Raw genomic sequence first — 22,365 nt, 5'->3', positions numbered from 1 at the left:
GTCTGATTCCTCCGGATGTTCGATGTTCAGTTTCTTTCGCAAAAGGCGTGAGCCTGCCACAAACGGCACGCCCGTGGTGGCGCCCTCGGCCGCGCAGCCTTCCGCTCCGGCTCCCGCTCCCCCTCCCGCGGACGCACTGTCGCCGAAGCAAGGCGGCGGGCTGATCGGCAGCGCCCTCGTGGCGCCGCTGGAGGTGCCGCCGCCTGCTGCGGCGCCACAAAGGCAAAGCTGGATGGAGCGCCTGGCCGCGGGCCTTCGCAAGACCGGCTCCGGCCTCTCGCAGGTCTTCACCGGCGCGCAGATCGACGAGGCCTTCTACGAGGAGCTCGAGTCGGCGCTCCTCATGGCCGACACGGGGGTGCAGGCCACGCAGCAGCTCCTGGACGACGTGAGGCGCAAGGTCGCGGCGACGGGTGCCACGCGCCCCGTGCAGGCGAAGAACATCCTCGCCGATGCGCTCGCGCAGTTGCTGAAGCCGCTGCAAAAGCAGCTCGTGATCGGCGAGCACCAGCCCACCGTGATCATGGTGGCGGGGGTGAACGGCGCGGGCAAGACGACTTCCATCGGCAAGCTCACCCGGCACCTCGCGGCCGAGGGCCAGACCGTGCTGCTCGCGGCCGCGGACACGTTTCGCGCGGCGGCGCGCGAGCAGCTCGCGATCTGGGCGGATCGCAACAAGGTGGAGATCGTGAGCCAGGAAGGCGGCGACCCGGCGGCGGTGAGCTTCGATGCGGTCAGCGCGGGCAAGGCACGCGGCAAGGACGTCGTGATCGTGGACACCGCGGGCCGCCTGCCGACGCAGCTTCACCTCATGCAGGAGCTGAAGAAGATTCGGCGCGTGGTGAACAAGGCCGATGCCACGGCGCCTCACGAAGTGCTGCTCGTGATCGACGGCAACACCGGCCAGAACGCGCTCGCGCAGGTGAGGGCCTTCGACGACGCGCTGAAGCTCACGGGTCTTGTCGTCACCAAGCTCGACGGCACCGCGAAGGGCGGCGTGCTCGCCGCCATCGCGAAGGAGCGGCCGGTGCCGGTCTACTTCATCGGTGTGGGCGAGAAGCTCGAGGACCTCGAGACCTTCGATGCGCGGGAGTTCGCCCTGGCGTTGCTGCAGTGAGGCGGTGCCGGCAAGGCCCCCCGGCAAGGCTCTCGGCTCAGGGCGGCCCCACCGCGCTGCGCACCCAGCGGGCGTAGGCCGGACTCGCGCGCATGCGCACCGATAGAAACTGCGGCGTCTCGTAGGGATGGTGTCCCGCGAAGAAGGCGAGCAAGGCGTCCTCGCACGCCGGCAGCGACTTGATGGTGAGCCGCACTTCCGGGTCTTCGCACAGCCGCCCCTGCCACCGGTAGAAGGACTGCAGACCTTCTTCGATCTGCACGCAGGCGGCCAGGCGCTCGTCGATGAGCTCGCGCGCGAGCCGCTGGGCATCCCCGAGCGAACCGAGCGTGGTCGTGACGCTCAGGATATCGAGGTCTTCGCCCGCGGCCGGCATGCGGCGCTCTGTCAGCGGCAGGAGCCGCCCGGCTGCCGCACGAGCTCCGCCGGCATTCCGACGAGAGCACTGGGCGCACCCGGCGTGGTGCTGGTGGCCTGGAACCACACGCCGGAGAAATGGGTCTGCTCGAGGATCACGGACGCCGCCACCATTCTTCGGATGCGCGCATCGATCACGGGCAGGTTCTGAAGCAGCACGGGCGTGAGGACCGGGTCCCAGCGCAGCAGGCGGACGTAGGCGGCGTAGGAAGCGAGGCCCGTCGGGCCGGTGCCCGACCGCCTCACGTCGACCTCGACGGAATCGGCCGTGACGAGCATGCGCTTCAGGCAGTCGCCGATGATCTTCAGGTAGTAGTTCTCGATGTCGCTGCCGATCAGCTCCGACGAGAGCCCGGAATGGCGGGGCTGCGGCTCGGGCCGCGAGAACACGCGGTTGATGATCGACTTCATGCCTCGAAGGTCCCGGCCGGGCAACCCGGCTTCGTTACTGCGTGTTTTTGATGGTACCCGCAGGGGAACCCATTCGCGAAGCCAGGACCCTACAACCAGAGGGCCGGGATTACCCGAATTGCACCCCGGCCGGTCCTATCGTTGCGATTGAACTTGTCGCTTAGCACTCTATCCAAGAGAGTGCTAATATGGTAGCCGAATAAAGGAGAGCCGAGCATGTCCTCAACCGCTGGAGACCCCGTCATGGCCCTGGCCGTCGCCAGTCCCTGGGCGGTCGTTCCGTCGCTGGGCAACCTGGATGCGTATATTTCCGCCGTGAACCGCCTGCCGATGCTCACAGCGGAGGAAGAGCACGAATTCGCGAAGAAGTTCCGGGACGCGAACGACCTCGAAGCCGCCGGAAAGCTGGTGCTGTCGCACCTGCGGCTGGTCGTGTCCGTCTCGCGCAAGTACCTGGGCTATGGGCTGCCGCACGGCGACTTGATCCAGGAAGGCAACATCGGCCTCATGAAGGCCGTGAAGCGCTTCGACCCCGATCAGGGCGTGCGCCTCGTGAGCTACGCGCTGCACTGGATCCGGGCCGAAATCCACGAGTACATCCTGAAGAACTGGCGGATGGTGAAGGTCGCCACGACGAAGGCGCAGCGCAAGCTCTTCTTCAACCTGCGCTCGATGAAGCAGGGCTTCAAGGACGAGGCGGACGCCGAGACGCACCGCGACACGCTCACGGACGCGCAGATCGAGGTGATGGCGCGCGAGCTGAACGTGAAGCGCGAGGAAGTGATCGAGATGGAAACGCGCATGTCCGGCGGCGACGTCGTGCTGGACCCCGCGCCGTCCGATGACGGCGAGGAGGCCTTCGGCCCCATCGCCTACCTGGCCGACGCGAGCGCGGAGCCCACCGCGGTCCTCGAGAACCATCAGCGCGACACGATGGCCACCGAAGGTGTCGCGATGGCGCTCGAACAGCTCGACGCGCGCAGCCGCCGCATCGTGGAAGAACGCTGGCTCAAGGTGAACGACGACGGCTCGGGCGGCATGACGCTGCACGAACTCGCGGCCGAGTATGGCGTGTCGGCCGAACGCATCCGCCAGATCGAGTCCGCGGCGATGAAGAAGATGAGAAAGTCGCTCGCGGCCTACGCCTGACGCGCGACCGCAACACCGCGAGGCCCGGCAATTGCCGGGCCTCTTCTTTGGGTCGGCAGTTCGCCGGTGAATCCTGCAACAATGCCTCGGCTGGCGGAGAAGCATCGTGGCGAGGGCGTTCTGGGCTGGATTGTGTTGGCTGTGCGCCTGCGCGTTCGTTCTCGCGCAGGACGTGCTCACTTCCTCGACGCTCTTCACCGCGCCTTCGCCAGGTGTCATCCGGCTCAGCCCGGATCAGCCGGTGGTGCCGCTCGAGGCGCGCTCGCGCTGGTGGATCGACGAAAGCGCGCGCGCCACGGTCGACGACGTCGAGGCCGCGGGCGAGCATCTGCCTTGGGCGACGCAGGCGCGCGGCAGGCAGTTCAAGCTCGACGGCAAGGCGCTCTGGGAGGCGTTCGACGCCCAGACCGACATGCCCGGCCGGTGGTTCGTCGAGGTTTCATCGTCCGGCGTGGACCGCGTCCAGATGTTCTATCGGGATGCCGCGCAACGCTGGGTCGTGCAGGAAGCCGGCGACACCCGGCCGGTTTCCGCGTGGCCGCTACCCGGGCGCGTTCCCACATTCGACATGTCGCCGCAAACCGGCAAGCCGGTGCGCTACTGGCTGCGCGTGGAGCACGCCCGCGTGGACTTCGCCAGCCCGATTTCGATCTATCACCAGGGCGAACTCTTCGCCGCGCGCGAGCGCGAACAGTTCATGCTGGGCGCCTACTTCGGCCTGTCGGTGCTGATCGCGCTCGTGTCGGCCGGCAACGCCATCGCCTATCGCGACCGGACGTTCGCGACTTACGCCGTCTATGTCGCCGCGCTCGCGCTCGGTCAGGCGGCCTATCTGGGCGTCGGCGCGCAGCATCTCTGGGACCGCGCGCTCAAGTGGAACGAGATTTCGACGTTTCTGCTGCCGGGGCTGTCGGCGTCGGCGGCCTTGTGGTTCGTGCGCACCGTCACCGAGCCCGCGCGATTTTCGCGCGCGCTCGACCTCGCGGTCTGGAGCCTGATTCTCGCGCTGCTTTCCGCGGTGGCCCTGGACACCTGGCTTACGTCGCGCGCCACCTTCGGCCTGCAGATGGCGCTCACGGCGCTCGCGATCGTCGCCGTCATCGGACTCATCCTCTACGTCTGGGTCCAGGGCGACGACCCGCACATCCGGCTCATCGCGCTCGGCTTCGTGCCGGTGCTCGCGATGGCGGTCTTTCCTGTGCTGCGCGGCCTGAACCTGATCCCGGTGTCGCTCCTCACCCGCTACGGCGTGACGATCGGCGCGATGATCGAGATGCCGATCCTCTTTTATGCGCTGATGCTGCGCGCGAACCGCCGCCGCGAAGCCGAGGTGCGCGCGTCGGCTCTGTCGCGCAACGACGCGCTCACCGGCCTCGCGCACACCCGCACGCTGCTGCAGCGCCTGGAAGCGGCGCTCACGCGCGCGCGCAGCCTGAGGCACCCCTGCGCGCTCATGGCCGTGAGGATCGCGAATTTCGACGCGATCGTGGCCGAGTTCGGCCGCGACGCGATCGAGAAGGTGCTCGTCGTGGCCGCATCGCACCTGCGCCGCGCCATCGGCGACATCGACCTTGCCGCGCGTGTGGGCAACCACGATTTCGCCTTGCTGCTGGAAGGCCCGACCAGCACGTCCACGGCGCTGTCGAAGGCGCAGCACGTGATCGCGAGCGGGCTGCGCCAGGCCGATGCGCTGCCGCCCGGCCTCACGATCAAGTTCCACGTCGCGGTCGCCCTTCTTCCCGATCAGGACTACGATGCCGCGGCCAGCCTCAAGTGGGTCCTGGGTGGCGTGACGCACATGCCCAACGACGCGCGCAAGCTGATCCGGCCTTTGAACTTCTGATGAATACCTCGGGCGTTAGCATTGCACAAATGAACACACCCCACCTCCCCTCCCGCCGCGCGCTGCTCGCCCTGGCATCGGCCGCCGTCGTCCCCGGCGCCTTCGCGCAAAAGCGCGCGGCTGCCGAAGCGCCCTGGCCCACGCGGCCCGTGCGCATCCTCGTCGGATTTCCCGGCGGCTCCACGCCCGACCTCATGGCACGCACGTTCGCCGATCCGCTGTCGAAGGCGCTCGGCCAGCCGGTGATCGTGGACAACCGGCCCGGCGCGGGGGGCAACATCGCCGCCGACATGGTCGCCAAGGCCACCGACGGCCACACGATCGGCGTGATGATCAACGGCAACATGACGATCGCGAAGCTGCTGAACCCGAAGACGCCCTTCGATCCGTTGAAGGACCTGGCACCCATCAGCCTGATCGGCACCGCACCTTTGCTGCTCACGGCCGCGGCCGGCACGCCCGGGGCCACCGCGCAGGAATTCTTCGTGGCCGCGCGCAATGCGGGCAACAAATGGAGCTACGGCTCGCCGGGCATCGGCACCGTGGGCCACATCGGGATGGAACTGCTGAAGACGCGCACCAGCATCGACCCGGTGCACGTTCCCTACCCCGGCAATCCGCAGGTGATCCAGGCGATGGTGACCGGACAGATCCAGCTCGCGCTGCTGCCGCCCGCGCTCGCCGCCCAGCAGGTTCGCGCGGGCAAGCTGAAGGCGATCGGCGTCACCTCCTCCGGCCGCAGCCCGCTCGTGCCCGAATATCCGAGCCTCGCGGAAGCGGGCGTGCAGGGCTACCAGCTCGAAGTGTGGAATGCCGCGGCGGCGCCCGTGTCGATGCCCAAGCCGATCATCAACAAGCTGTCGAGGCTGTTCTCGGAGATCGCGAGAACGCCCGACATCCGCCAGAAGCTCTTCGTGCAGGGCTGGCAGGTGGCGGGGACATCCGCCGAGGGCCTCGCGAATCGCATCCGTTCGGACACCGCGCTCCTGGGCGGCGTGATCCAGATGCGCGGGATCAAGGTGGAGTAGCGGCCCTGGGTTCTCGGACGCAGAGTTCGCTGGAGGTCACGCAGAGGACGCGCAGACGTCTTCGGACTTCTCGGCGTCCTCCGCGAAATCTGTGCGTCCTCTGCGCCGAATCGAACGCATCGAGCGGCGCACGATGTAAGCGGTTGCCGCTGCGCTCGACTCCCGCGTCCAGCGCGCGCACACGTCGGCCACCCATTGCGGCTGCGTCTTGCTCGCGTCGTTCAGCCAGTTCGCGACCGAGTTCTGCACGTAGCGGCTGCCGTCGGCCTTCAGCGGCTCGATGACCGGCAGGCCGCGCCACGGCGCGGCCTTCAGCGCCTCGACCTGCGCGCACCAGACGCCGCGCGGACGCGTGAGCTCGCTGGCAAAGCGGCGGATGTTCTCGTCGCGATCGACCGCCCAGCGCTCGAGCAGGCGCACGGCCTCGTCCACCGCGCCGCTCACCTCGTCGCGCACGGCCATCCACGCGACTTCGCGCACGCCGAAATGCGGATCGGCGGCGAAGCGGCGCACGGCGTCGAGCTTCTTTGCGAGCGGCAGCGACGAGAACATCACCCACTGCGCCGCCCAAGAGCGAGCGATGTCGCTCGGATGCGTGGCCATCGCGTGGGCGACGCGGTCGCGATCGGACCGCTCGCCGGTGATGTCGTACAGCGCCCGCGCCACGTGCTCGTGACGCTTCACCGGCCGAAAGGCATCGAGCATGGCGAGCGTGTCGGCGAGCCTTTCGTGGCCCGCGTCGATGCCGACTTGCAGCGCGACGTTGCGCGCGAGCCGCGCAACGTCGAGCGCGAGAAATTCGTTCAGGTTGACGGTGGGCACCAGCCCTTCGTTGAGCGCTTCCAGCACCTCGGGCGGGATGAGCGCGATGCGCGCGGCGCCCCTTCGACCGAGGAGATGCTGGACCACCTCACTTCCCGGCGAGCAGCAGCTTCAGGTCGTCGGCGAGCGCCTGCGCGCCCGAGCCGTAGCGTGTGTAGAGGCGCAGCCGCCCCGCGGGATCGTAGACGTAACTCGCGGCCGAGTGATCCATCGTGTAGCTTCCGGGCGTCTTGCCGTCCACCTTCTTGTAGTACACCTTGAAGTCCTTCGCCACGGCCGCGAGCTGCTCGGGCGAAGGATGCAGCGCGACGAAGTTCGGATCGAAGTTCGACACGTAGGCCTTCAGCACCTGCGGCGTGTCGCGCTCGGGGTCGACCGTGACGAACACACCCTGCACCCGGCTGCCGTCCGCGCCGAGCAGCTGTTTCGCCTGTGCGATCTCGGCCATCGTGGTCGGACAGACGTCGGGGCACTGCGTATAGCCGAAGAAGAGGACCACCGCCTTGCCCGAGAAGTCCTTGAGGCTGCGCATGCGGCCGTCCACATCCGGCAGCTGGAAATCGCGCGCGTAGTCGGCCCCGGTCAGGTCCACTGCCTTGAACTGCGGCTTGCTGTCGACGCATCCGGCCAGCACGGCGGCGGCAGCGGATGCCAGGAAGGATCGGCGGTTCATCAATACCTCGGGATGTAATGATCCACGAGCAGCGCGGCGAAAAGCACGCTCAGGTGGATCAGCGAAAACCGGAACGTGCGGCGCGCGAGCGCATCCGAATAGCGCCGCCACAGCCGAAAGCCGTAGGCGGTGAAGCCCGCACCCAGCGCGACCGCGCAGACGAGATACAGCCAGCCGCTCATGCCGTACGCGAAGGGCATGAGGCAAGCTGCGAACAGCACGAGCGTGTAGAGAAGGATCTGCAGGCGCGTGAACTCGTTGCCGTGGGTCACGGGCAGCATCGGCAGGCCCGACTTGCGGTAGTCCTCGACGCGATAGAGCGCAAGCGCCCAGAAGTGCGGCGGCGTCCAGAGGAAGATGATGAGAAAGAGGATCATCGCCTCCGGCCCCACGTCGCCCGTCATCGCAGCCCATCCGAGCACGGGCGGCATCGCGCCCGAGGCGCCGCCGATCACGATGTTCTGCGGCGTGAGCGGCTTCAGGATCACCGTGTAGACGACGGCATAGCCGATGAATGTCGCGAGCGTGAGCCACATCGTGAGCGGATTCACCCACTCGTAGAGAAGCCAGCTGCCGAGCGCGCAGAGTGTCGCGGAGAAAACGAGCGTCTGCGCATCGCTCAGCTCGCCCTTGGCCGTGGGCCGCCAGGCGGTGCGCCGCATTTTCGCGTCGATGCCCTTTTCCACGAGGCAGTTGAAGGCGGCCGCCGCGCCCGCCACGAGCCAGATGCCGGTGCAGGCGACGAGGCCGATGCGCAAGTCGCCTGGCCCGGGCAGGCCGGGGACGGCGAGCACCATGCCGATCAGCGCACAGAACACGATGAGCTGCACCACCCGCGGCTTGGTGAGCGCGTAGAACTGCGCGAGACGAGACGACGTCATGCCGACACCTCCCGCGCATGCAGCACCGTGCGCGCTTCGCTGCGGCTCGCGCACAGGGCCCAGGTGAGCACCACGACGAGCGCCGCGGCGCCGCCCGTGTGCGCGACGGCGGCCGCAAGCGGCCAGCCGAGCACGACGTTCGACAGGCCGCTTGCGAATTGCCACGCCGCAAGCGCCGCAAGCCAGCGCGCCTGCCGCGCAAGCGGCCCGGTCCACAGCCGCCAGGCACACGCGGCGAGCGCGAGGATCACGGCCAAAGCCGCGAGGCGGTGCACGTAATGAATCGCGGTGAGCGCCGCGAATTCGATGGGCTCGCCGGCCGAGGTCTTGCCCAGCGCGCGCCACAGCTCGAAGCCTTGCTGGAAATTCATATCGGGCCACCACGTGCCGTGGCATCGCGGAAAGTCGGTGCAGGCAAGCACCGCGTAGTTCGTGCTGACCCAGCCGCCGAGCGCGATCTGCAGCCACAAAAATGCGTAGGCGGCCACGAGCAGCGTGCGCAGATGCGGTTCGATCGTGGCGCGTGCCGACGGCACGCCCTTGCTCGGCGAAGAAGTGCGCGGCGGCTCGTGCGATGCGACGCGATAGGCCACGGCCTGCGCACTCAGCAGCGCGAGCAGCACCATGCCGCCCAGCAGGTGCAGCGTCACGATGGCGGGCTGCAGCTTCATGGTCACGGTGAGCGCGCCGAACGCGCCTTGCACGCACACCCATGCGAGCGTGAGCGTGGGCCACCACGGATTCACCGGCATGCGCTCGCGCCCGCGTCCCCACCAGGTCGCCGCGGCGATGGCGATGATCAGCACGCCAACCGCGGTGGCGAGATAGCGGTGGATCATTTCGATCCAGGCCTTCGCATGCGTCACAGGGCCGCTCGGCAGACTCGCCTGCGCGGCCGATATCTGCGCCGCCGCGCCGCTCGGGCTCGCGGCGCCGTAGCAGCCCGGCCAGTCGGGACAGCCGAGCCCGGAATCGGTGAGGCGCGTGAAGGCGCCGAAGAGGACGAGATCGAACGTGAGAAAGAGCACGAGAAGCGTGAGCGCCGCAAGGCGGCCGCGCGCATCCGCCCCGGCGTTGCGCAGCCACACCCAGGCAAGCGGCCCGAGCGCCACGATCGCTCCGAGCAGCATCACGTGCAGGGCGGGTGACAGGTCGTAAAGCGGCTGTGTCGCGTTCATCGATCAGCGCCCCGGCGGGTCCCAGGAAGCGGACGCGCGCATCAGAAGGCCCAGGTCGCGCCGCACCTTCGGCGCGGTGCCGGCGTCCTGCCCCGCGGGAAAGCGCATCATCCAGTTGCCGCGCGGATCGACGACGTAGAGGTGATCTTCCAGCCGATGGCCCGGCGCGGGCGCGAGCCATCCGGCGAGCACGTCCGCATCGACGCGCAACACCGTTGCCTCCTTCAGCGCGGGCACCAATTGCGCTCGGACCGCTCCCCGGTCGGGAATCAGCCAGACCCAGTCGAGCCGATCCTTGTCCGCACCGAGGCCCTCGCGCAGCTGGCGTTGCAGGTAGAGGTGCTTCTCGCACGCGGCGTCGCAGGACGACGACGCCACGCTCACCAGCAGCCACTGCCCCTGCAATGATGCGAGGGCAACGGCGCGGCCGTCGAGCGTCGTGGCGTTCGCCCTCGGCAATGCACGCTGCGGCTCGATGAGTTCGCCATAGTTCTTGCGGCCCTCGGGCCTCAGCACGTAATAGGTGAAGTACGAAGCGACCACCGGCGCGGCGCAGACGAGCAGCACCGCGAGCATCTTCCATCGCCCCGAGCGCGTGCGCTGCTCGTCGGCGAGCGCCGCCTCCTGCGGCTGGGGCAGCGAATGCACCGTGAGCCCGAGCGGCTGATCAAGCGCGCCGGGTTCTGCGATGGGGGGCGATGAGTTGGAACCAGACATAGAGGACAGCGATCAGGCCGCTCATGGCCCACCATTGGACCGCGTAGCCGTAGTTGCGTTCGGCCGTGACCGCGGGCGCGGGCCAATCGCGCAGCAGGCCTTCGGACGCCGCAGCGGTCTGCTGCAGCGACACGTGCTCCATGAGCGGCAGCTTCGTTTCGGCGCGCCAGGCCGCCAGGTCGAGATTCTGCCGGATGGCGCCACGGCCGGCTTCCCCGAGCTCGTATAGCTTGGCAGGCGGCGGGGCCAAGCGGCCTTCGATCGTGACGGCGGCCCCGGGCGTGGCGACCGGGGGCAGTCTCGTCCGGTCTTCGAAGTTGCGCGGCGCCCAGCCTCGCTGCACGGCAATCGCGGCGTCGCGGCCGATCACGAGCGGCGTCACCACGTAGAAGCCGACGCGGCCGTCCATCTGGCGGTTGTCCAGGAACACCGTATGCGCCGCGTCCCATTGCCCGGTGAGCACGACGCGGCGATGCACGAGCGATGCGGGATCGGCCGCACCCAGCAGCTCGCGCGCATCGACGGGGCGTTCGCGGCCGCGCTGCTCGATCGCGGCTTGCAGCGACTCTTTCTGCTTGCCGCGGCTCAGTTGCCAGAAGCCGAGCGAAAGCGTGGCGGCGAATCCGACAACCGAGGCCGCAGCGATGAGCAGGCGACGCTGCTTCATGCGGCTGGCCGGATAATCGGCGGCATGAAATACGTCCTGGTGGGCTTTGCCTTCATCGCGATCATCGGCAGCCTCGCCACGGCGCTCTTTTTCATGCTGAGAGGCGAGAAGGAAGGCAGCGACAAGAAGAAGGGCAACATGGCGACCGCGCTGGCGTTTCGCGTCGGCTTTTCGATCCTGCTGTTCCTGTGCATCCTCGCCGCGTACAAATTGGGATGGATCCAGCCGACGGGGATCCGGGCGGGGCAGTAGCGCACGCAGGCAGAGCGAGCTTCCCTTACGCCACCCTGCGGATTGAACCGGACTCCCTCTCCCTTTCGGGGGAGAGGTTTGGGGTGAGGAATCTCAGAGCCAGTACACGAGGGTATAGAGTCCCAGCCACACCACGTCCACGAAGTGCCAGTACCACGCCGCCCCTTCGAAGCCGAAGTGGCGCTCGGGCGTGAAGTGGCCCTTCATCAGGCGCAGCGTGATGAAGAAGAGCATCAGCATGCCCACGAACACGTGAAAGCCGTGGAAGCCGGTGAGCATGAAAAAGGTAGAGCCGTAAGCGCCCGAGCTGAGCTTCAGGTTCATCTCGTGGTAGGCATGGAAGTACTCGTAGCCTTGCACGCACAGGAAGGTGAAGCCGAGCGCCACGGTGCACCACATCCAGAAGATCGTGGGCACGCGACGGTTCTCGCGCAGCAGATGGTGCGCGATCGTGATCGTGACGCCGGAAGACAGCAGGAGCGCCGTGTTGATGGTCGGCAGCCAGAGCGGCGTCATCACCTGGAACGGCTCGATGATGTCCGCCGGCGAAGCGGTCGCACCCGGCGACACCGACGGCCACACGCCCTTGAAATCGGGCCACAGCACCGCGTTGTCGAGGCCGCCCAGCGCGGGCACGGAGTGCGCGCGCATCCACCAGAGCGCCGTGAAGAACGCGCCGAAGAACATCACCTCGGAAAAGATGAACCAGCTCATGCTCCAGCGGAACGACCGGTCCACCTGCGCGCCGTACTGGTGCCCTTCGCTCTCGCGGATGGCGTCGCGAAACCACTGGAAGAGAATCGCGAAGAGCCACAGGAACCCGAACAGGACCAGGAACTTGAACGGTGACTCGCCGTTGATCCACATCGCGGCGCCGAAGATGATGCATAGCAGCCCGAAGGAAGCCATCGCGGGATGGCGAGAGGGCTGAGGCACGAAATAGTTGGGCGTTGCGCCCGATGCGGTAGAGCTCATTCGAATGACTCCTGGTTTCTCTCGATTTCTTTCTATCAGACGACCCAGTGGACCAGCGCGATCAGGCCCCCCACGAACAGCGCGACGGCCGCGATGGCCACCGCGATGACGGCGAAGGGATTCAGCCGGCCCAGGTCCTCCTCGTATTCGCTGCGTTTGCGGATGCCGACGAACGACCAGCCGACGGCCTTGATCGTCCGCAGGAGGCTCATGTCCCCGCTCCCGTCCGCACCGACTGGGCGGAAACCGCCGGGTTGCTGCCCACCTCGAAGAACGTATAGGAGAGCGTGATCGTCGTCACGTCCTTCGGCAGCTTGGGGTCGATCACGAATACCACCGGCCACTGTTTCTTCTCGCCCGGCGCGAGCGTGTACTGGTTGAAGCAGAAGCACTCGAGCTTGTTGAAGTGCGGCGCCGCGTTGCGAGGCGCGTAGCTGGGGATCGCCTGCGCCGACATCGTGCGGTTCTGCACGTTCTGGAACTCGTACATCACTGTCGCGAGTTCGCCCGGATGGACCTTCAGCGTCGCCACCGCGGGCTTGAAAGCCCACGGGCCATGCGCGTTCGCGTCGAATTCCACCGTGATCGTGCGGCTCGCGTCGACCTGGCTGTTGGCGCCCGCGCTCGGCCCGCCCGGCACCTGCGTCTCGCCGACGGCCAGCACATTGATGCCGGTGATTTCGCAGATGTGCTTGTAAAGCGGCACGAGCACGTAGCCGAACGCGAACATGCCCGCCACCACGACGGCCAGCTTGCCCACCATCCGCAGGTTGTGCTTGCTCGCCGCGCTCATGATCCGAAAAGCCAATGCTTGGCGACGATTCCCACGAAGAAGACGAGCGCCACCGACGCCAGGATCAGCGCCAGACGCACGTTCTTCCTGCGGGTGTCGTCGGTCACGGCTTCGCGCCTGGCTCTTACAGTGGACGGTCAGTGGACGGCGCCGGGATGCTCCGGCTGCACTCGCGCATCGAGCACGCGGGTGGCCGTCGGATCGAGCCTCGGAGGCGTCTCGAAGGTGTGGAAGGGCGCCGGCGAAGGCACTTCCCATTCGAGCCCCTCGGCGCCCTTGCCGTCGGGATCGTTCCACGGACGCTGCGGAGCCGGTTCACCCTTGCCGAGCATCACGGGCAGCACGATCCAGAAGAAGAAGTACACCTGGGCCAGGCCGAACGCGAAGCCGCCGATGGACGCCACCGCGTTGAAGTCGGCGAACTGCATCGGATAGTCGGCGTAGCGGCGCGGCATGCCCGCGAGCCCGAGGAAGTGCATCGGGAAGAAGGTGACGTTGAACGCGATCAGCGACCACCAGAAGTGAATCTTGCCGCGCGTTTCGTTGTACATGCGGCCGGTCCACTTCGGCGACCAGTAGTAAAAGCCCGCGAACATCGCGTAGAGCGACCCCGCCACCAGCACGTAGTGGAAGTGCGCCACCACGTAGTAGGTGTCCTGCAGCAGCAGGTCGATCGGCGCCATGGCGAGGATGAGGCCGGTGAAGCCGCCCATCGTGAACACGAAGATGAAGCCCACCGCGAAGAGCATCGGCGTCTCGAAGGTCATCGAGCCCTGCCACATCGTCGCGATCCAGTTGAAGATCTTCACGGCCGTCGGCACGGCGATCAGCATCGTCGCGTACATGAAGAAGAGCTGGCCCGTCACCGGCATGCCGGTCGTGAACATGTGGTGCGCCCACACGATGAACGACAGGATGGCGATCGAGGACGTCGCGTACACCATCGAGGCGTAGCCGAAGAGGCGCTTCCTCGAGAACGCGGGCACGACCTGGCTGATGATGCCGAAGGCCGGCAGGATCATGATGTAGACCTCGGGGTGGCCGAAGAACCAGAAGATGTGCTGGTACATCACCGGGTCGCCGCCGCCCGCGGGGTTGAAGAAGGTCGTTCCGAAGTGGCGGTCCGTGAGCGTCATCGTGATCGCGCCCGCGAGCACGGGCATCACCGCGATCAGGAGGTACGCCGTGATCAGCCAGGTCCAGCAGAACATCGGCATCTTCATGAGCGACATGCCCGGTGCGCGCATGTTGAGGATCGTCACGATGATGTTGATCGAGCCCATGATCGAGCTCGCGCCCATGATGTGCAGGGCGAAGATCGCCATGTCCATGGTCGGGCCCATCTGCAGCGTGAGCGGCGCGTAGATGGTCCAGCCCGCGGCGGGCGCGCCGCCGGGCATGAAGAACGATCCGGCCAGCATGATCGCAGCAGGGATGAGCAGCCAGAAGCTGAAGTTGTTCATCCGCGCGAACGCCATGTCGGGCGCGCCGATCTGCATCGGGACCATCCAGTTCGCAAAACCGACGAAGCCCGGCATGATCGCCCCGAACACCATGATGAGCCCGTGCATCGTGGTGAGCTGGTTGAAGAGCTCCGGGTTCACGAGCTGCAGCCCGGGCTCGAACAGCTCGGCGCGGATCAGCATGGCGAGGACGCCGCCGATCATGAACATCGTGAACGAGAAGAGCAGGTAGAGCGTCCCGATGTCCTTGTGGTTGGTCGCATAGACCCAGCGCCGCCAGCCGGTGGGCGCGTGGTCGTGGTGCTCGTCGTGGGCGTGGTCGTGATGGTCGAGAACTGCGCTCATGATGATCCTTCGGTGGTTCCTTTGCCCTCGCGCTACTTGCCGCGCTGCGCCAGCACTTCGGCCGGCTGGACGAGCTGGCCCGTCTTGTTCGTCCAGTTGTTCTTCGTGAAGCTCACGACCGCCGCGATGTCGGTGTCCGAGAGCTGCTTCCACGAGGGCATCTGGCCGGTGGGCGTCGTGCGGCCGTTCAGCACGACTTCGATCTGCTTCGTCTTGTCGGCGTCGAGCACGACGGGCGAGCCGTCGAGCGGCTTCACGGGGCCCGCGCCCTTGCCGTTGGCCTGGTGGCAGGCCGCACAGTTGGCGGCGTAGACCTTCTCGCCGCGGGCCATGATGTCGGGCAGCGTCCAGACCTTGTTCGGGTCGTCCAGCTTGGCCGCCATGAGCTTTTGCTGATCGCCCACCCACTTGGTGTAGTCGGGGGCGGAGAGCACCTTCACGTGGATCGGCATGTAGGCGTGTTCCTTGCCGCACAGTTCGTAGCACTGCCCGTAGAAGTCGCCGGTTTTCTCGGCCCGGAACCACGTGTCGCGCACGAAGCCGGGAATCGCGTCCTGCTTCACGCCCAGCGCCGGCACGCCCCACGAGTGGATCACGTCGTTGGCGGTGGTGATGATGCGGACTTTCTTGTTGACCGGCACGACGAGCGGGTTGTCGACCTTCAGGAGATAGTCGTCGGGGATGTCGGCGGCGCTCGCGCCTTCGTTGGACATCTCGCGGTGCGTGGGGTCCAGCGTGGAGAGGAAGCTCACGCCCTGGCCTTCGCCGTTCAGGTAGTCGTAGCCCCACTTCCATTGATAGCCGGTGGCCTTGATCGTGATGTCGGCGTTGCTCGTGTCCTTGGAGGCCACCAGCACCTTCGTCGCGGGCAGCGCCATGCCGATCACGATCAGGAAGGGGATGATCGTCCACACGACCTCGACGGTCACCGATTCGTGGAAGTTCGCGGGCTTGTGGCCCACCGACTTGCGGTGCTTCCAGATCGAATAGAACATCACCGAGAAGACGGCGATGAAGATCACGAGACACGTGATCAGCATGAACCAGTGCAGCCAGCCCTGTTCCGCGGCGATGCGGGTGGCGGCGGTGTGGAGGTTCAGCTGGCGTACGGCCGGACCGCCCGGCAGATCGTTCACCGCGTGCGCCGAGCCGGCAAAGGCCGCGGCGGCGAGCCAGGCCGCGTGCGTGGTCAATCTCTTCATCGTTCTGAGCCTCTAAGCCTCTAATCCAACAAAACTTCTACGCGCTGTCGCCACGGAGCGCCAACCGCAGCTCCCGTGCCAGCACCGGCCGCAGCTCCGGTCTCAGGTAGCGCCCGACGTTCACCCGTCGTCCCTGCCCCGACACCTCGATCAGCGACCGGTTTCCCGCGCTCGGCTCCACACGGACCCAATCGCGGTTGAATTCCGCCCTCTCCAGCCGGCCGGCGTTTTCCAGCTCCACCACCAGCCGCCGCCCCTGCAGCGAGATGTGCTCGCGGTCGGCCGCATGGCGCGCGTACACGAGGAACGCGACACCCACGCAGGCCAGCTCGAGCCCGGCGAAGGGAAGGATCAGCACCGCCCCCCGGAACCAGAAGAAGGTTCCGATCCCGAGCGTCAGCGCGCAAAGCGACGCGTAAAGCCAGCCCAGCTGGGCGGGCGTCACCGAGCAATTGCGCGCCAGGAACCAGTGGATGGCTTGTCCCTGGACAGTGGCGAAACGAAACACCAGGTTCGACACGGACGATGCTTGGGAAATCAACCGGCGATTGTAGCGCGGGTTCTCCCTGACACCCGGCCGACCGTGGCCTGCGCCGCGATGCGCCGCGCCGCTGCGTCATGCGCCGCGCCCGCGGTGCAGCATCGATCGCATGTCCGCGAGCGACACCGAGCTTTGCTCGCTCATCTTCGTGCGCGGCGCGGGCTTGAAGGCGTGGCCGTAGATGATCTCGAAGGTGAGCGCGAGGCGGGCGTCGACCGCGCGCAGGTGTTCATCGATCGCTTGTCGCAGCCGTGCGTGCCAGCCGCGGCCGCGCAGGGCGGCAAAGCGCTCGCGATGCAGGTTGGCGCCGAGCCCGCGCAGTTCCGCGATGAGCCGCTCGGGCGTCTCGAAGGTGAGCGTGATTCGCTCCATGTCCATGACCGGCTCGGCGAAGCCGCCGTGCACGAGCATGTCGCCCCAGTCGTGCATGTCGGTGAACTCGTGCGCCGGGGGCGGCCAGCCGAGACGCGCATAGAGGGCGCGCAATTCGCGCAGCGTGTCCGGCCCGAGGCACGAGAACATCACGAAGCCGTCGACCGCGAGCGCGCGGTGCCACCGCGCGAGCAGCGCTTCGGGGTCGCCCGAAAGGTGCAGGGCCATGTTGGCCCAGAGCATCTGCACCGCGCCGTCGGGGACCGGCCCGACGTCGAACGGCGCACTGCCGAAGCGCCGCCACCAGGGCCGCGCGAGGGCCTCGCGCGCGGCGCGCGCCCGCGCGGGCTGCGGCTCGACCACGTAGCAGTGCGAGCGCGGATAGCGCGCCACGATCTTCGACTGCACGTCGATGCCGCCCCGGACGGCCTCCCAATGGGCCCACGTCATGGGCTCGCGCCTGATCCACTGCAGGCGCTCTTCCATGCGGCGCGCGACTTCGCCGTGCAGCCAGGGCGAATGCGCGGGCGCACGGGCCTCCCAGCGCGCGGCCGCGACGGGGTCGATGGTGGGTGGACGCTCGGCGGCCGGCATGGTGCGCACGAGTATATTGAGCCGATGTCCGCACGCACGCCCTCGCGCCTCTCGTTTGCCTCTCACCCTTCGCGCCTGCACCGCACGTTCGCGCGTCTCGCGGCGGCCGTGCCCAGCCGCTGCGGCATCTGCGCGCGCTGGCCTGCCGAGCCGGTTTGCGAAGCGTGCAGGCTGCGGTTCGCGCAGCCGTTGCACCGCTGCGCGCGGTGCGCGTTGCCCGTCCCCGCGGGCGTGGGCGAATGCGGCGCCTGCGTGAAATCGCCGCCGCCGCTCGACGCCTGCTTCGCGGCCGTGCCTTACGACTATCCGTGGTCGTCGCTCGTCGCGCAGTTCAAGTTCCAGGGGCGCGCGGGCTGGGCCCGTTCGTTCGCGCGGCTCGTGCTCGATACGCCCGGCGTCGCGCAGGCCGTGGAGGATTGCGACCTCGTGCTGCCGATGCCGCTCGCGCGCGAACGGCTCGCCGAACGCGGCTTCAACCAGGCGCTCGCGCTCGCGCGCTGTCTCGCGCCCGCGCGCAAGGTGGAGCCGGCGCTGCTGCTGCGGCTTGCGAACACGCCGCCGCAGGCGGCGCTCGGACGCAAGGAGCGGCTCGCCAACGTGCGGCATGCTTTCGGCGTGGAGCCGCTGCGCCTTCGCGACGTGCGCGGCCGCCACGTGCTCGTCGTGGACGACGTGATGACGAGCGGCGCGTCGCTCTTCGCGGCGGCCGAGGCGCTGCGCCGCGCTGGCGCTGCGAGCGTCGGCGCGGTGGTGTTCGCACGCACCGACGAGGCCGACTGAAGCGAGCATGTTCCGCATCGTCCTGGTCGAGCCGGAGATTCCGCCCAACACCGGCAACGTGATCCGGCTGGCGGCCAACACCGGCTGCGAGCTGCATCTCGTGGAGCCGCTCGGCTTTTCGATGGACGACCGGCACATGCGGCGGGCGGGCCTCGACTATCACGAATATGCCGACGTGAGGCGCCATGCGGACTGGCAAGCCTTCCTGCGCGGCGAACAGCCGCGGCCCGAACGCATGTTCGCGCTCACGACGCGCGGCCAGCGGCTTGTGCACGATGTCGCGTTCGAGCCGGGTGACTGGCTCGTCTTCGGCTGCGAGACGCGCGGTCTCGCGCCCGAACTGCGCGAATCGTTTCCGTCCGGGCAACGCCTGAAGCTGCCCATGCGGCCCGGCCAGCGCAGCCTCAATCTGTCGAACGCGGTGGCCGTGACCGTGTTCGAGGCGTGGCGGCAGAACGGGTTCGCTCAGGCGTAGCGCCGCGAAAGCGTCTCCGCGATGCAGACGGGCTTCTCGACTCCTTCGCGTTCGATCACGATTTCCCACGCCATCTGGTAGCCGTTGTCCGCGATCGGCTCGCAGGCGAGCAGCTTCATCTTCCCGCGCAGGCGGCTGCCCACCGGCACGGGCGACGTGAAGCGCACCTTGTTCAGGCCGTAGTTCACGCCCATGCGCGAACCGCGAAGTTCGATCGCCGACTCGAAGAAGCGCGGGATGAGCGACAGCGTGAGAAACCCGTGCGCGATCGGCGCGCCGAACGGCCCGGCCTTCGCGCGCTCCACATCGACGTGGATCCACTGGTGATCCCCCGTCGCCTCGGCAAAGAGGTTCACCTGCTCCTGCGTGATGTCGATCCACGGGCTCGTTGCCACGTCCTGCCCGACAAGCGCCGGCAGCTCGGAGAATTCGATCGTCTTCATGCGCCCACTGTAGCTGGAGCCGGCAGTTCCATCCGTCGCGCAGGCATCACTCGTCCAGCCAGCGGCAGATGCCCTGCCACTGCTCCAGGTCCCGCTCCACCTTGGACGGCGCGACGTCGAAGAGGGTGAGGCCGCGCGCGGCGAGGTGGATGTAGTTCTGCGTCGGCCGCAGGTAGCCGAGCACGGGCAGCCCGAGCGTCTTCGTGAATTCCTGCAGGTGCTCCGCCGAGATCGTGCGCGGGTCGACCCGCATGCCCACGACGCCCACCTTCGCGTGCGAAGCCTTCCTGTCGCTCGCGACTTCGTCGAGGAAAGCGCGCGTCGCGTAGATGTCGAAGATGCTCGGCTGCAGCGGCACGATCACCTTGTCGGCCACCTTCATCAGCCGCTCGAGGCGCTTGTCGTGCAGGCCCGCCGGCGTGTCGATCACGACGTGGGTCACGCCCTTGGGCGGACGCGCGATGCTTTCCTTGTCCACCTCCCACGCGGCGATGGGTGCGAGCCCCGCCGGCCGCAGACCGAGCCACAGGCGCGAGGACTGCTGGCGATCCGCGTCCCCCAGCATCACCTTGTGCCCCCTGGAGGCGAAGTAGCCGGCGATGTTCGTGGCAAGCGTCGACTTTCCGACACCGCCCTTCGGATTGGCAACGACCACGACCGGCATGTGAGGCCTCCTCGCGTTTGCGCTATGTTAGCGGGGATGGATGAGTCGGCCAAAACCGAAGCGCAAAATCGCATCTACCTGATCGCGGCCCACCCGCGCCTGCGCGAGTCGCGCGTGAACCGGCGGCTGCTCGATGCGGCGCGCGGGGTGCCGGGGGTGCTCGCGCAGGACCTTTACGCGAGCTACCCGGATTACGACATCGACGTCGCCGGTGAACAGGCGCGGGCAGCCGCCGCGAACCTGCTCGTGCTCCTGCAGCCGATCCAGTGGTATTCGGCGACGCCGCTGCTGAAACTCTGGTTCGACGAAGTGCTCGCCTACGGCTGGGCCTACGGAGCCGGGGGCCGGGCGCTTGCCGGCAAGGACGTGTGGCTCGTGGCGAGCACAGGCGGCCCCGAGGCGTCCTACCACCCATCGAGCTACAACCGCTACTTCTTCGACGCCTTCCTGCCGCCGTACGAGCAGACGGCCGCGCTTTGCGGCATGCGCTTCCTGCCGCCGATGCTGCTGCATGGCGCCCATCGCGCGAGCGAGGAGGCACTCGCCGGGCACGTGGGCATCTTCGCCGAGCGGCTCGCGAGCTATCCCGCATGGCCCGAACTCGCCGAACTGGGCGAGAGCCCACCATGCGACGTGCCGGTGATCGACCGGCCCGGAGCGCGCTGATGTCGCACCTGCCGCACTGGCTCGGCCACAGCCTCACCTATCTCGCCGCGGCCGTGTTCGCGGTGCCGCTCGCGCGCGCGCTCGGCCTCGGCTCCATCATCGGCTACCTGGCCGCGGGGATCGTGATCGGCCCCTGGGGGCTCGGGCTCGTGAGCAACGTGGAGGACATCCTCTCCTTCGCGGAATTCGGTGTCGTGCTGATGCTGTTCCTGGTCGGCCTCGAGCTCGAGCCGCGCCGCCTCTGGAGCCTGAGGCGCCCGATCTTCGGCTGGGGCACGGCGCAGGTCGCGTGCTGCGCGGCGGCGATCTTCGCGATCGGGCTGGCGGCGGGCGCCGACTGGCGTGCCGCGCTCGTTGCCGCGCTCGGGCTCGCGCTCTCGTCCACGGCGATCGCGCTGCAGGTGATGGGCGAGCGCAACATCCTGCCCACCACAAGCGGCCAGGCCGGCTTCTCGATCCTTCTCTTCCAGGACGTCGCCGCGATTCCCATTCTGGCGCTGCTGCCGCTCCTGGGCGGCGTCGCCGACTCGCGGCCGGCCGGCGATGGCCTGGCCGTGGAGGCGGCCCGCATCGTCGGCGTGGTGGCCGCGATCGTGCTGGGCGGGCGCCTCGCCCTGCGCCCCGTGCTGCGATGGATCGCACGCAGCCGCACGCCCGAGATCTTCACCGCCGCGTCGCTCCTGCTCGTGGTGGCCATCGCGGCGCTCATGCAGCTCGTCGGCCTTTCGATGGCGCTCGGCGCCTTCCTCGCGGGCGTGCTGCTCGCCGAAAGCGAATACCGCCGCGAACTCGAAACCGACATCGAGCCGTTCAAGGGACTGCTGCTCGGCCTCTTTTTCATCGCGGTGGGCATGAGCATCGACTTCGGCGTGCTCGTGCGCTCGCCCGGCCGCATGGCCGCGATCGTGGCGGCCTTCATGATCGCCAAGGCGGTCGTGATCTGGCTGCTCGCGCGGCCGATCGGGGTGCCGCTTGCGGAGCGGCCGGTGTTCACCCTGCTGCTTTCGCAAGGCGGCGAATTCGCCTTCGTCGTCTTTCAGGCGGCGGCGGGCTCCAACGTGTTCTCCGCCGAGACCGCGTCGCTGCTCGTGGGCGCGGTGGCGGTCTCGATGATGCTCGGACCGCTGCTGCTGGTGGCTGTCGACCGGCTGGTGGTGCCGCGCCTGGCTTTGCCGCAGCGCGAGTTACCGCAGCTGAGCGAGCCCCAGCATGCACCCGTCATCATCGCGGGCTTCGGCCGCTACGGGCAGATCGTCGGCCGGCTGCTGGACGCGCAGGGCATCGCCGCGACGGTGCTCGACCACGACGCGGACATGATCGAGGCGGCGCGTTCGTTCGGCTACAAGGTGCACTACGGAGACGCCACGCGCCTCGACCTGCTGCGAACCGCGGGCGCCCAGACGGCGCGAGTGCTTGTCGTGGCGGTGGACGACGTGGAGCAGTCGCTTTCCATCGTCGATATCGCGCGCGAGCACTTTCCGGCGCTCGAGCTCGTGGCGCGCGCGCGCGACGTCACGCACTGGAACGCCCTGCGCAACCGCGGCGTGATGCGCGTGGAACGCGAAGTGTTCGAATCGAGCCTGCGCACCGGCCGCACGGTGCTCGAACTGCTCGGCCATGCACCCTTTGAAGCGCGCGAGCATGCGCAGCGTTTCCGGCGCCACAATCTCGCCCTCTTCGAGAAGATGTATCCGCATCACCGCGACCGCGCCAAGCTGATCGCGGTCGTGAAGCAGGGGCGGCAGCAGCTGGAAGAGCAGATGGCCCGCGAACGCGCCGAACACGAAGAGCGCCGCCGCGCGGGCCTGCAGGGCGCCCCGGGCTGGAGCGATCCCGCAGGTCCAAATACCTAGCCCGCTTAGGGAATTTGCCTAAGCCGGACCGGCCGGGCAATGGT

27 protein-coding genes are annotated in these 22,365 nt (G+C 67.9%); 9 read left to right on the top strand and 18 right to left on the bottom strand.

Translation table 11 applies throughout. The features are described 5' to 3' along the window. The first annotated feature begins 22 nt into the window (after window positions 1-22). Window positions 23-1,117 carry a signal recognition particle-docking protein FtsY gene (gene ftsY, locus VHA82_RS12155; RefSeq protein ID WP_325543916.1) on the top strand — a complete coding sequence of 365 codons (1,095 nt, stop codon included), beginning with the start codon at window positions 23-25 and terminating at the stop codon, window positions 1,115-1,117. Between the two features lie 37 nt (window positions 1,118-1,154). Here the strand turns inward: ftsY and cutA are convergent, their stop codons facing one another. Further along, entirely contained in the window at window positions 1,155-1,493 is a 339-nt protein-coding gene (gene cutA, locus VHA82_RS12150) for a divalent-cation tolerance protein CutA (protein WP_325543914.1), read from the bottom strand. 11 nt (window positions 1,494-1,504) lie between these two features. Next, window positions 1,505-1,945, bottom strand: coding sequence for a hypothetical protein (locus VHA82_RS12145; protein WP_325543912.1), 441 nt, complete (start codon window positions 1,943-1,945; stop codon window positions 1,505-1,507). Between the two features lie 216 nt (window positions 1,946-2,161). On the opposite strand from VHA82_RS12145, the gene rpoH reads away from it, so the two are divergent. From rpoH to VHA82_RS12130, 3 genes are all read left to right on the top strand, one after another. Next, on the top strand, window positions 2,162-3,094 hold the full coding sequence (gene rpoH, locus VHA82_RS12140) for an RNA polymerase sigma factor RpoH (RefSeq protein WP_325543910.1): 933 nt from the start codon (window positions 2,162-2,164) through the stop codon (window positions 3,092-3,094). 172 nt (window positions 3,095-3,266) lie between these two features. Then, window positions 3,267-4,937 (top strand): sensor domain-containing diguanylate cyclase, encoded by a 1,671-nt coding sequence (locus VHA82_RS12135; protein ID WP_325543908.1) that lies wholly within the window; start codon window positions 3,267-3,269, stop codon window positions 4,935-4,937. 29 nt (window positions 4,938-4,966) lie between these two features. Then, window positions 4,967-5,965 (top strand): Bug family tripartite tricarboxylate transporter substrate binding protein, encoded by a 999-nt coding sequence (locus VHA82_RS12130; RefSeq protein ID WP_325543905.1) that lies wholly within the window; start codon window positions 4,967-4,969, stop codon window positions 5,963-5,965. Between the two features lie 36 nt (window positions 5,966-6,001). On the opposite strand, the gene VHA82_RS12125 is transcribed toward VHA82_RS12130, so the two are convergent. The 6 genes from VHA82_RS12125 to VHA82_RS12100 are packed head-to-tail and all read right to left on the bottom strand — an operon-like array spanning window position 6,002 to window position 10,903. Next, entirely contained in the window at window positions 6,002-6,874 is an 873-nt protein-coding gene (locus tag VHA82_RS12125) for a DNA alkylation repair protein (protein ID WP_325543903.1), read from the bottom strand. 1 nt (window position 6,875) lies between these two features. Beyond that, on the bottom strand, window positions 6,876-7,460 hold the full coding sequence (locus VHA82_RS12120; RefSeq protein ID WP_325543901.1) for an SCO family protein: 585 nt from the start codon (window positions 7,458-7,460) through the stop codon (window positions 6,876-6,878). Next, entirely contained in the window at window positions 7,460-8,341 is an 882-nt protein-coding gene (cyoE, locus tag VHA82_RS12115) for a heme o synthase (protein ID WP_325543899.1), read from the bottom strand. The genes VHA82_RS12120 and cyoE overlap by 1 nt, the downstream gene beginning before the upstream one ends. Continuing rightward, a complete protein-coding gene (locus tag VHA82_RS12110) occupies window positions 8,338-9,519 on the bottom strand; it encodes a COX15/CtaA family protein (protein ID WP_325543897.1) in 1,182 nt (393 codons plus the stop codon). Before VHA82_RS12110 ends, cyoE begins: the two co-directional genes overlap by 4 nt. 3 nt (window positions 9,520-9,522) lie before the next feature. Next, window positions 9,523-10,236 (bottom strand): SCO family protein, encoded by a 714-nt coding sequence (locus VHA82_RS12105; RefSeq protein WP_414708646.1) that lies wholly within the window; start codon window positions 10,234-10,236, stop codon window positions 9,523-9,525. Continuing rightward, complete coding sequence (locus VHA82_RS12100) at window positions 10,187-10,903, bottom strand: SURF1 family protein (protein ID WP_325543893.1); 717 nt, start codon at window positions 10,901-10,903, stop codon at window positions 10,187-10,189. Before VHA82_RS12100 ends, VHA82_RS12105 begins: the two co-directional genes overlap by 50 nt. A gap of 24 nt (window positions 10,904-10,927) precedes the next feature. Between VHA82_RS12100 and VHA82_RS12095 the strand changes: the two genes are divergently transcribed. After that, the gene (locus tag VHA82_RS12095; protein ID WP_325543891.1) at window positions 10,928-11,155 is read left to right on the top strand and encodes a twin transmembrane helix small protein; all 228 of its coding nucleotides are present in this window, start codon (window positions 10,928-10,930) and stop codon (window positions 11,153-11,155) included. A gap of 93 nt (window positions 11,156-11,248) precedes the next feature. Here the strand turns inward: VHA82_RS12095 and VHA82_RS12090 are convergent, their stop codons facing one another. The 8 genes from VHA82_RS12090 to VHA82_RS12055 form a co-directional block, all read right to left on the bottom strand. Beyond that, a complete protein-coding gene (locus VHA82_RS12090; RefSeq protein ID WP_325543889.1) occupies window positions 11,249-12,130 on the bottom strand; it encodes a cytochrome c oxidase subunit 3 in 882 nt (293 codons plus the stop codon). 35 nt (window positions 12,131-12,165) lie between these two features. Beyond that, the gene (locus VHA82_RS12085) at window positions 12,166-12,342 is read right to left on the bottom strand and encodes a DUF2970 domain-containing protein (RefSeq protein ID WP_325543887.1); all 177 of its coding nucleotides are present in this window, start codon (window positions 12,340-12,342) and stop codon (window positions 12,166-12,168) included. Continuing rightward, window positions 12,339-12,923 (bottom strand): cytochrome c oxidase assembly protein, encoded by a 585-nt coding sequence (locus VHA82_RS12080; protein WP_325543885.1) that lies wholly within the window; start codon window positions 12,921-12,923, stop codon window positions 12,339-12,341. The genes VHA82_RS12085 and VHA82_RS12080 overlap by 4 nt, the downstream gene beginning before the upstream one ends. Beyond that, the gene (locus VHA82_RS12075) at window positions 12,920-13,030 is read right to left on the bottom strand and encodes a cytochrome oxidase small assembly protein (protein ID WP_325543883.1); all 111 of its coding nucleotides are present in this window, start codon (window positions 13,028-13,030) and stop codon (window positions 12,920-12,922) included. Before VHA82_RS12075 ends, VHA82_RS12080 begins: the two co-directional genes overlap by 4 nt. Window positions 13,031-13,060: 30 nt before the next feature. Continuing rightward, complete coding sequence (ctaD, locus tag VHA82_RS12070; protein WP_325543881.1) at window positions 13,061-14,731, bottom strand: cytochrome c oxidase subunit I; 1,671 nt, start codon at window positions 14,729-14,731, stop codon at window positions 13,061-13,063. Between the two features lie 32 nt (window positions 14,732-14,763). After that, window positions 14,764-15,933, bottom strand: a complete 1,170-nt coding sequence (coxB, locus tag VHA82_RS12065) for a cytochrome c oxidase subunit II (RefSeq protein WP_325543879.1) — start codon at window positions 15,931-15,933, stop codon at window positions 14,764-14,766. A gap of 37 nt (window positions 15,934-15,970) precedes the next feature. Further along, window positions 15,971-16,453 (bottom strand): DUF2244 domain-containing protein, encoded by a 483-nt coding sequence (locus VHA82_RS12060; protein ID WP_325543878.1) that lies wholly within the window; start codon window positions 16,451-16,453, stop codon window positions 15,971-15,973. Between the two features lie 96 nt (window positions 16,454-16,549). After that, window positions 16,550-17,440 carry a methyltransferase domain-containing protein gene (locus tag VHA82_RS12055; RefSeq protein ID WP_325543877.1) on the bottom strand — a complete coding sequence of 297 codons (891 nt, stop codon included), beginning with the start codon at window positions 17,438-17,440 and terminating at the stop codon, window positions 16,550-16,552. A 24-nt stretch (window positions 17,441-17,464) separates the two neighbouring features. On the opposite strand from VHA82_RS12055, the gene VHA82_RS12050 reads away from it, so the two are divergent. Then, window positions 17,465-18,220, top strand: a complete 756-nt coding sequence (locus VHA82_RS12050; RefSeq protein ID WP_325543875.1) for a ComF family protein — start codon at window positions 17,465-17,467, stop codon at window positions 18,218-18,220. Window positions 18,221-18,227: 7 nt separating this feature from the next. Next, window positions 18,228-18,695, top strand: coding sequence for a tRNA (cytidine(34)-2'-O)-methyltransferase (locus VHA82_RS12045; RefSeq protein WP_325543873.1), 468 nt, complete (start codon window positions 18,228-18,230; stop codon window positions 18,693-18,695). Here VHA82_RS12045 and VHA82_RS12040 read toward each other — a convergent pair. Beyond that, a complete protein-coding gene (locus VHA82_RS12040) occupies window positions 18,686-19,138 on the bottom strand; it encodes a MaoC family dehydratase (RefSeq protein ID WP_325543871.1) in 453 nt (150 codons plus the stop codon). The two genes, VHA82_RS12045 and VHA82_RS12040, sit on opposite strands and share 10 nt — an antisense overlap. A gap of 46 nt (window positions 19,139-19,184) precedes the next feature. Continuing rightward, a complete protein-coding gene (locus VHA82_RS12035; protein WP_325543869.1) occupies window positions 19,185-19,802 on the bottom strand; it encodes a ParA family protein in 618 nt (205 codons plus the stop codon). 36 nt (window positions 19,803-19,838) lie between these two features. Between VHA82_RS12035 and VHA82_RS12030 the strand changes: the two genes are divergently transcribed. After that, a complete protein-coding gene (locus VHA82_RS12030; protein WP_325543867.1) occupies window positions 19,839-20,468 on the top strand; it encodes an NAD(P)H-dependent oxidoreductase in 630 nt (209 codons plus the stop codon). Then, window positions 20,468-22,321 (top strand): glutathione-regulated potassium-efflux system protein KefC, encoded by a 1,854-nt coding sequence (kefC, locus tag VHA82_RS12025; protein WP_325543865.1) that lies wholly within the window; start codon window positions 20,468-20,470, stop codon window positions 22,319-22,321. Before VHA82_RS12030 ends, kefC begins: the two co-directional genes overlap by 1 nt. The last annotated feature ends 44 nt before the right edge of the window (window positions 22,322-22,365 follow it).

Source organism: Ramlibacter sp., assembly GCF_035548915.1.
In the GTDB taxonomy this organism is placed as follows: domain Bacteria; phylum Pseudomonadota; class Gammaproteobacteria; order Burkholderiales; family Burkholderiaceae_C; genus Ramlibacter.
This window is presented reverse-complemented; position numbering and strand designations above follow the sequence as displayed.

Excerpts from the sequence above, each read along its gene's own strand:
- coxB (WP_325543879.1), bottom strand. The coding sequence starts at position 15,933 with ATGAAGAGATTGACCACGCACGCGGCCTGGCTCGCCGCCGCGGCCTTT.
- rpoH (WP_325543910.1), top strand. The coding sequence starts at position 2,162 with ATGTCCTCAACCGCTGGAGACCCCGTCATGGCCCTGGCCGTCGCCAGT.
- cyoE (WP_325543899.1), bottom strand. The coding sequence starts at position 8,341 with ATGACGTCGTCTCGTCTCGCGCAGTTCTACGCGCTCACCAAGCCGCGG.
- VHA82_RS12120 (WP_325543901.1), bottom strand. The coding sequence starts at position 7,460 with ATGAACCGCCGATCCTTCCTGGCATCCGCTGCCGCCGCCGTGCTGGCC.
- VHA82_RS12085 (WP_325543887.1), bottom strand. The coding sequence starts at position 12,342 with ATGAGCCTCCTGCGGACGATCAAGGCCGTCGGCTGGTCGTTCGTCGGC.
- cutA (WP_325543914.1), bottom strand. The coding sequence starts at position 1,493 with ATGCCGGCCGCGGGCGAAGACCTCGATATCCTGAGCGTCACGACCACG.
- ctaD (WP_325543881.1), bottom strand. The coding sequence starts at position 14,731 with ATGAGCGCAGTTCTCGACCATCACGACCACGCCCACGACGAGCACCAC.
- VHA82_RS12105 (WP_414708646.1), bottom strand. The coding sequence starts at position 10,236 with ATGTCTGGTTCCAACTCATCGCCCCCCATCGCAGAACCCGGCGCGCTT.
- ftsY (WP_325543916.1), top strand. The coding sequence starts at position 23 with ATGTTCAGTTTCTTTCGCAAAAGGCGTGAGCCTGCCACAAACGGCACG.
- VHA82_RS12080 (WP_325543885.1), bottom strand. The coding sequence starts at position 12,923 with ATGAGCGCGGCGAGCAAGCACAACCTGCGGATGGTGGGCAAGCTGGCC.
- VHA82_RS12035 (WP_325543869.1), bottom strand. The coding sequence starts at position 19,802 with ATGCCGGTCGTGGTCGTTGCCAATCCGAAGGGCGGTGTCGGAAAGTCG.
- VHA82_RS12040 (WP_325543871.1), bottom strand. The coding sequence starts at position 19,138 with ATGAAGACGATCGAATTCTCCGAGCTGCCGGCGCTTGTCGGGCAGGAC.
- VHA82_RS12045 (WP_325543873.1), top strand. The coding sequence starts at position 18,228 with ATGTTCCGCATCGTCCTGGTCGAGCCGGAGATTCCGCCCAACACCGGC.
- VHA82_RS12030 (WP_325543867.1), top strand. The coding sequence starts at position 19,839 with ATGGATGAGTCGGCCAAAACCGAAGCGCAAAATCGCATCTACCTGATC.
- VHA82_RS12130 (WP_325543905.1), top strand. The coding sequence starts at position 4,967 with ATGAACACACCCCACCTCCCCTCCCGCCGCGCGCTGCTCGCCCTGGCA.
- VHA82_RS12100 (WP_325543893.1), bottom strand. The coding sequence starts at position 10,903 with ATGAAGCAGCGTCGCCTGCTCATCGCTGCGGCCTCGGTTGTCGGATTC.
- VHA82_RS12110 (WP_325543897.1), bottom strand. The coding sequence starts at position 9,519 with ATGAACGCGACACAGCCGCTTTACGACCTGTCACCCGCCCTGCACGTG.
- VHA82_RS12090 (WP_325543889.1), bottom strand. The coding sequence starts at position 12,130 with ATGAGCTCTACCGCATCGGGCGCAACGCCCAACTATTTCGTGCCTCAG.
- kefC (WP_325543865.1), top strand. The coding sequence starts at position 20,468 with ATGTCGCACCTGCCGCACTGGCTCGGCCACAGCCTCACCTATCTCGCC.
- VHA82_RS12095 (WP_325543891.1), top strand. The coding sequence starts at position 10,928 with ATGAAATACGTCCTGGTGGGCTTTGCCTTCATCGCGATCATCGGCAGC.
- VHA82_RS12055 (WP_325543877.1), bottom strand. The coding sequence starts at position 17,440 with ATGCCGGCCGCCGAGCGTCCACCCACCATCGACCCCGTCGCGGCCGCG.
- VHA82_RS12145 (WP_325543912.1), bottom strand. The coding sequence starts at position 1,945 with ATGAAGTCGATCATCAACCGCGTGTTCTCGCGGCCCGAGCCGCAGCCC.
- VHA82_RS12050 (WP_325543875.1), top strand. The coding sequence starts at position 17,465 with ATGTCCGCACGCACGCCCTCGCGCCTCTCGTTTGCCTCTCACCCTTCG.